Source organism: Luteibacter sp. P4_E6, assembly GCF_056401535.1.
Genome location: NZ_JBFUJE010000187.1, coordinates 1 through 7,322, shown reverse-complemented (window position 1 = coordinate 7,322; position 7,322 = coordinate 1). Strand labels below are relative to the sequence as shown.

General features: G+C 66.7%; 5 protein-coding genes. 1 reads left to right on the top strand and 4 read right to left on the bottom strand.

All coding sequences use genetic code 11. The annotated features are described in order from the left end of the window. From AC1DT2_RS12460 to purT, 4 genes are all read right to left on the bottom strand, one after another. Positions 1-1,746, bottom strand: a 1,746-nt coding sequence (locus AC1DT2_RS12460) for a transglycosylase domain-containing protein (protein ID WP_477296570.1), incomplete at its 3' end; no start/stop codon positions are given. Positions 1,747-1,843: 97 nt separating this feature from the next. Next, positions 1,844-2,677 carry an SDR family oxidoreductase gene (locus AC1DT2_RS12455; RefSeq protein ID WP_477296568.1) on the bottom strand — a complete coding sequence of 278 codons (834 nt, stop codon included), beginning with the start codon at positions 2,675-2,677 and terminating at the stop codon, positions 1,844-1,846. An 8-nt stretch (positions 2,678-2,685) separates the two neighbouring features. Continuing rightward, a complete protein-coding gene (locus tag AC1DT2_RS12450) occupies positions 2,686-4,404 on the bottom strand; it encodes a hypothetical protein (RefSeq protein ID WP_477296567.1) in 1,719 nt (572 codons plus the stop codon). A 57-nt stretch (positions 4,405-4,461) separates the two neighbouring features. Then, a complete protein-coding gene (purT, locus tag AC1DT2_RS12445; RefSeq protein ID WP_477296566.1) occupies positions 4,462-5,643 on the bottom strand; it encodes a formate-dependent phosphoribosylglycinamide formyltransferase in 1,182 nt (393 codons plus the stop codon). Positions 5,644-5,768: 125 nt separating this feature from the next. Between purT and AC1DT2_RS12440 the strand changes: the two genes are divergently transcribed. After that, the gene (locus AC1DT2_RS12440; protein WP_477296565.1) at positions 5,769-7,268 is read left to right on the top strand and encodes a transglutaminase-like domain-containing protein; all 1,500 of its coding nucleotides are present in this window, start codon (positions 5,769-5,771) and stop codon (positions 7,266-7,268) included. Positions 7,269-7,322: the final 54 nt, after the last annotated feature.

Here is a 7,322-nt window from a genome sequence, read left to right as displayed (position 1 = left end):
GGCATGGCCGTCGGCAGCAATGTATTCGTAGAGTTGGGCCACCTGGAACGGTGAAAGGTCGATCGCACCAAGCAGCAGCGACGGACTCGGATTGACATCCTCGAGACCGAACGATTCGAGGAAGCCCTTGATCCGCGGGACGCCGACCTGCATGCCCAGGTGGACCGTCGCCAGGTTCCACGAATGCACCAGGGCGTCGAGCATCGGCACCTCGCCGTGAATCTCGCGATCGTCGTTCTGCGGGGTCCAGGGCTTGCCGTCCGGCTGGGTCATGTTGATCGGCGTGTCCTCGACGATCGTGGCAAGCGACCACTTCGACGGCTGCGCCCATGCCACCAGATACACCAGCGGCTTTACCAGCGAGCCGATCGAGCGGCGGGCGTCCAGCGCGCGATTGAAGCCCTGGTCGCCCGGATCGCGCGAGCCGACCACGGCCAACACGCTGCCCGTGGTGGTATCGGTCACCACGGCCGCTGCCTGGGCGGCCGCACCGCGCTTACCGAGCGATTTGGCCGTCGTCAGGATGGCCTGCTCGGTGTACAGCTGGGCGGCCGGGTCGAGCGTGGTGAAGATGCTCAGGCTGCCGTCGCGCAGGGCGGCTTCGTCGAAGTCGTTGGTGATCTGCGCACGAACCAGCTGCATGAAGGCGGGGAAGCGATTGTGCGGAAGCTGCGCGTTCTCGGCGATGCCCAGTGGCGTGGCCTGCGCCGCCTTCAGCTGGGCGTCGTCGAGCAGGCCGGTGTCGTGGAACTGCTGCAGCACGAGGTTGCGGCGCGATAGCGCGCGGTCCGGGTAACGGCGGGGATCGTAATAGCTCGGCCCTTTGACCAGACCGACAAGCATGGCGATTTCCTGCGGACGCAGGTCTTCGAGGCGACGGCCGAAGAAGAACTCGCCGCCGGCGGCAAAACCGTGCACGGCCTGGCTGCCCTGCTGGCCGAGGAAGACCTCGTTGACGTAAGCCTCGAGAATGCGTCCCTTCGAGTAGTGCGCCTCCATCAACACCGAAAGGATGGCCTCGTTCACCTTGCGCAGCATGTTCTGGCTGCGGTCGAGGAACAGGTTGCGCACCAGCTGCTGGGTCAGCGTCGAGCCGCCCTGCACCGCATGACCGGCGCGGAGATTGGCCAGCGACGCACGCGCGATCGCGGAGAAATCGATGCCGATGTGATGGTTGAAGTCGCGATCCTCTACGGCCTGCAAGCCCTGCACCAACAGCGGCGGCACGTTCTCGAGGCGCACGATGCGGCGCTCTTCCTGCTGCGCGCCATACAGCGTGGCGATGCGGGCGGGGTCGAGGTGGATGCTCTTGATCGGCTTGTCGTTCGTATCGTCGACGACCTGACCCACCTGGCCGTTGGCGAGGGTGACCCGGATGCGATGCGGCAGCTCGCCGCCATCGGGACCCGAATAGCCTCGCGAGGCGATGAGGAAGCGTGAACCGCTCTTCGAGTAGCTGCCCTGGACCTTGCCGCCGCCTTCGGTGGTGTAGCCGGCAAACGTGAGCTCAAGTTCCAGCGCCGCAGGCGTCATCGCACGCCCCGGTTCCAGCGGGAGCGGCCGCGCATAGACGCGGGTCGGCACCGCGAACACCAAGTCGTTGAAGCGATCCTGCAGGCGCGCATTGAGGATCAGCGTGTACGGCAGGAGGAAACCKAACACCAGGCCCATCACGAGCCAGAAGGGAATGCGCAGCCAGGGCCAGCTGGCACGCAGGAGGGAGCCAAGACGATTCAGGAAAGCCAACGCGGGGAGGTCCTGGGGAAAGAGACGTAGCCGGATGATAGGGGCACAGCCCCGGCGCTCATCTGAACGAATGCTGGCGAAGCGATGACCCCGACGATCAGGACGCCACCTGCCAGGTCTCGGGTCGTGGCGAAAAGTCGCGCGGATGAATGTCCAGAGCGGCTTCCAGGGGGCGATTGTCGGCGATCAGGTCGCTATCGAGTCGGTGAATGGGCCCGCGCATCGCCGGCGAAACAAGGGTCGCCACGTTCAGGATAAAGCGCGGAATCGGCAACGGCAGGGTCACCGACCCGGCCGTACGGCGTGCCCGGCGGAACATTTCGGCGGCACTGAGCCGTTCGCCGCCACCGATCGAGAACGTCTGGTTACGGCCCGCCGGCAGCGCCAGGGCGGCCACGATGGCCGCGGCGATGTCGTCGGCGTGGACCGGCTGCCGTTGCCCCCGCCCTGCCGGCAGCGGAAAGACGTGGCGGCGGAGGGCTCCCTGGACCACGGGGGTGAGGCTCTTGTCCAGACCGGCGCCATAGATGAGGGTCGGCCGGAAAATCGTCCACGGCATGCCTCGTGAGGCGCATGTCGTGCTGAGTTGCGTCTCGGCGTCGCGCAGCGTTCGCGACAGCTCGCGCTCATCGGCGTTCGCGGAATCGCGTTTGGTCTCCGCACTCATGGACGATGTCGCCAGGACATGTGGCGTACCCGGCAGCCGCGTGAGCGACAACCAGTGCGCCATCCAGTTCACGGGACCAAGGCAGACAATCGCCTTTAACGGCGGCAGCGAAGGCATGCCATCCGGAAGATGACCGACGAGCCAGTCGGGGTGATCGCTCCGGGACGTCCGGCTCATCGCGAGTACGTCTTCGCCGGCAGCCGCAAGGCGAGGCAGGAGAAAGTGGCCGATCTGACTCGATGCGCCAATAACGAGAATCTGCATGCGTTCGCTCATCGCCCCGTCGCGATGCGCTCGTAGGCGCCCTGGAGGCGCGGATCGTCCGGCGCGTAATGGCGTGCGCGATCGAGGGCCTGGAAGGCGCCCTGGCGGTCGCCTTGCGATGAACGCTGGAGGGCGCTGTCGATCCACGCACTGCCGAGGCGGTGGCGCATTTCGCCTTGCGACGCATCACCGGGTGCGAGATCCGAAAGCGTGGCGTAGAGGTCCTCCGCACGCTTCACGTTGCCGTTGGCAACGGCCTGCTGCATGAGTTTCTCGACCTGCCCGGGCAAGCCCTGCAAGCCGGCACGAGCGGCCGGGTCGTTGCCATCGATCGCCAGCGCATTGCGATACAGGTCGTAGGCGCTGTCTCCGGGCGGGTCCATGATGTCGCCGCGCGTCACGGCGGCCTGGGCACGACCGACCAGCGCGGCGACCTTCGCCTTCTGCTCCGGACTGACCGCCAGCGAGGCCTCGGCGGTATCGCCATTTCCTGTCGTGGCGACCGCGTCGGATGACGTGCCGCGCTTGACGCCCTTGGCGTCACCGCCGCCGATGCGTGCGCGTGCGGCGGCGAGTTCAGCGGATTTCGGCGCAAGCTTGGCAGCCTGGTCGAGCAGACGCGAGGCCTGCGCATCGTCTTCGCTGTCGAGCGCGGCATTGGCCTGCACGATCAGCGCCTGCGCGACCTGTCCAAGACCGGCCTTGGCGTCGGCGTTGTCGGGATCGGTCGCGAGCACGGCACGGAAACGTGCGAGCGCGTTGTCGTCGCCGTCACCGGTGAACCGGCCGGCGCGCATGGCGTCGTTACCCTGCTGAATGAGGGCGGTGATCGCCTGGTCGTCCTGCTTGCGGTTTTCCGCCAGCGACGCGCGCAACGACGGCAGATCGCCGTAGCCCGGCACGAGGATCGCGATGCGATCGACCAGCGCGTTGGCCTTCGGCCTGTCGTTGTCCGCAATGGCCTGGCGCGCCTGCGTTGCGAGCGCGTCGCCGACCTTGTCCAGGCCCCGCGCGGCGACGGCATTGGATTTGTCCGCGTCGAGGACGCGACGGTAGAGGGCACCCGCACCGTCGTCGCCATCGAGTTTGCCTGCAGCGAACGCCTGCTGCGCCTGGTCGACCAGGGACTCGGTATGGCCCTGCGGATTGCGCGCCTGGGACAGGCGAGCGCTGAGCTGCTCGACATCGTTACCGCCACCCAGCAACTCCCTCGCCACGCCGAGCGCGGCGTCCGCTTCGTCGAGCCGACCGGCGGAAAGTGCCTGGTCGGCGCGGGCGATCTCCGCCTGCCCCACCCGGCGCAGGCCGTCGCGAGCCTGGTCGCTGTCCGGTTGCTGGTCGCGCGCCTTTTCGAACAACTCACGCGCACTGTCGCCCTGCGTGCCGTCGAGCTTGCCGGCGTCGAGCGCCTGGTTCGCCTGGGTCAGTACGTCGTTCAATTCAGTGCTGGGGACGAGGTTGCGCAAGCGGTCCTGCTGCAGGTACAGGCCGGTGGCCGCACCAATCAGCACCAGCACCAGCACGGGAATCAGCCAGCCGCGTTTGCGCGCACGCCGTGGCGGTGGCGGCGTGGGGCCACCCGTGCGGCGACGCGGCTCGTCGACGACGAAATGAGGCAAGCCGTCGTCGACCGGCGGTGCCGGCTTGTCCAGGTCGTCGAGCCGACCGAGGGTCGGTTCGGTTCGCCCGCGGGGTTCGTGGTCGTTCGAGTCTCGGCGTCCGCTCATCGGTCAGGCATCTTCCCTAGGAGCGCAGCAGCTTAACATCGGGGTGTGAACGCCCGTTCAAAGCTCGACGCGGATGCGGCTCGCCGCGCGCTTGGCCTTCTCCAGCGCCTCCTCGACCGTCGCACCCCTGGCGAGCGTCACCGCCATGCGCCGGCGTCCACGCACTTCCGGCTTACCGAAGATGCGCAACATCGTGCCGGTCTCGRCCAGGGCGTCGGCGATGCCGTGGTAGGTCGGTGCCGCACCCTCGCCTTCAACGAGCACGGCGCAGGAGGCCGCCGGGGCAAAGGCGTGAATCTCGGGCACGGGCAGACCGAGGATGGCGCGGGCGTGCAAGGCGAACTCGGAAAGATCCTGCGAGATCAGGGTGACCAGACCGGTGTCGTGGGGGCGCGGGCTCACCTCGGAGAAGATGACCTCGTCGCCGCGCACGAAGAATTCCACGCCGAACACGCCCCAGCCACCCAGGGCGGCCGTGATCGTGTCGGCCTGGCGTTCGGCGGATGCACACGCGGCATCGCTCATCGGCTGCGGCTGCCACGATTCGCGATAGTCGCCCTCCTCCTGGCGATGGCCAATCGGCGCGCAGAACGACACGCCGTCACGATGGCGCACGGTGAGCAGGGTGATCTCGTAATCGAAGTCGATGAAGCCCTCGACGATGACGCGGCCGCGACCGGCGCGGCCACCCGACTGCGCGTACTCCCACGCGTCGTCCGCATCGTCCGGCTTGCGCACGACGCTCTGGCCTTTGCCTGAGGAGCTCATCACCGGCTTGACCACACACGGCGTGCCGAGCACGGCGATGGCGTCGAGAAATTCCTCGCGCGTGTCGCAGAACCGGTAGGGTGAGGTCGGCAGTCCCAGCGTCTCCGCCGCGAGACGGCGAATGCCTTCGCGATCCATCGTCAGCCACGCGGCTTTCGCGGTGGGAACGACCTTGAGGCCTTCTTTCTCCATCTCGATGAGGGTCTGCGTGTGGATCGCCTCGATCTCGGGAACGACCAGGTGCGGCTTCTCTTCCTCGATGAGCTTGCGCAGCGCAGCGCCGTCCAGCATGTCAATAACGTGGCTGCGATGCGCCACCTGCATCGCCGGTGCGTTCGGGTAGCGGTCCACGGCGATCACCTCGACGGCGAAGCGCTGGAGCTCGATGGCGACCTCCTTGCCGAGCTCGCCGGACCCCAGCAGAAGCACCTTGAGGGCGTTATGGGAATGCGGTGTGCCAAAGGAGGTCATGGGGCGGGTCCGGGAGGGGGTCGAAGCCCCCATTCTACCGGGCCTGACCACGACCAATGGGGTACTTGACTCCGGCCACGAAAGTGCTGTTATGAAGGTGTCCCCAACAATCCGGAAGTACGCTCATGAGACGTCGTCTTGCCGCCGTCGCCGTACTGCTGTGTCTGACCGCCACCTCGGCCCTGGCGGATCAGCGCTGGATGACCGTTCTCCTCGACGGTCGCAAGGTGGGCAACCTGGAAATCGACCGCGATCTGGCGGGCGACAAGGTGACCACCACCCAGGTGCTCAATTTCCGCCTCACTCGCGTGCACACGCCGATCCTGCTCCAGACCCGGATCAAGACCGTCGAATCCCCGCTGGGCGCCCCGCTGGCGTTCTATGCCAGTACTAACATGTCGTCGCAGCAGAATCTCGTGCAGGGTGAGGTGCGCGATGACGGCGCCTTCCAGGTCGCCAATACCGTGGGTGGCCAGTCGAAGGTCAACCTGCTGATCTGGCCGACTGGCGCCTCGCTGGCCGAAGGGCAGCGCCTGTCCATGGTTGCCCATGGCTTCAAGCCGGGTACGACCTACCAGATCCGCAACTTCGACGCCGTGAAGCAGCAGGTCGCCAACGTCGAGGTTGTCGTGATCGGTGACGAGGTGGTCGACATGCCCGACGACCGCCGCGAGACGGTCCATCACCTGCGTGAGTCACTGGTCGGTGCCACGGGGGACCACAGCGTGGACATCTGGGTCGACAACCAGGGATACATCCGTCGTGGCATCTCGCCACTACTCGGGTTCCGTCTGGAAATGGCCGCCTGTAGCGAAGCCTGCGCGAAGGCGCCCGACCAGGACGTGGACCTGCTTCGCGCGGCCATGATCCAGTCCCCGCGGCCGATGGTGATGGGCCTGCGCGCCGCCCCGGTCCGTTATACCGTCACGGTTCGCGGCAACTACCCACAGCCCTTCGTCGAAACCGACGAGCAACGCGTGAACTCGATAGGCGACGGCGTCTACATCATCGACGTCGGTTTCGGCCGCATGACGGACCACGAGGCCGCGCCTTCTCCCGAAGACACCGCACCGAATGCCTGGGTGCAGTCGGATTCGCCGCAGATTCGCGCGTTCGCAAAACAGATCACCGGCGACGCGACCAGCGATCTCCAGCGCATGCGCCGGCTTCGTTCGTACATCTCCGATTACATCTCGAGGAAAGGCCTCGACGTCGGCTACGCCTCCGCGCTGGAGACCATGGAAAGCCGGAACGGCGACTGCACCGAACACGCGGTACTGCTGACCGCCCTGGCGCGATCGATGGGCATCCCGGCCCGCGTGGTCACCGGCATCGTCTATGTCGAGCGCATGGGCGGTGTATCGCGGGTGTTCGTTCCCCATGCCTGGACGCAGGCCTTCATCGACGGCCGGTGGATCAGCTTCGACTCCGCACAGCGACGATTCGATTCGACCCATATCGCGCTGGGCGTGGGCAATGGCGACCCGTGGCGATTCTTCGCCGCGATGAGCACGCTGGGCCACATCACCATCGACCGGGCCGTGGCCGCCTCGAACCTGATGGACTTGCCGATGCCTTCGGGCATCACCGCCAACATCGGGGGTGGGGGCAAGGGGTCCGACTGACGGGACGATCGTCCGCCCGGAAGGGCATCGCCGATGAATCGGCTCCTACCGAGC

Bases quoted from the DNA above. Each gene is read 5' to 3' on its own strand.
- AC1DT2_RS12455 (WP_477296568.1), bottom strand. From the start codon at position 2,677: ATGCAGATTCTCGTTATTGGCGCATCGAGTCAGATCGGCCACTTTCTC.
- AC1DT2_RS12450 (WP_477296567.1), bottom strand. From the start codon at position 4,404: ATGAGCGGACGCCGAGACTCGAACGACCACGAACCCCGCGGGCGAACC.
- AC1DT2_RS12440 (WP_477296565.1), top strand. From the start codon at position 5,769: ATGAGACGTCGTCTTGCCGCCGTCGCCGTACTGCTGTGTCTGACCGCC.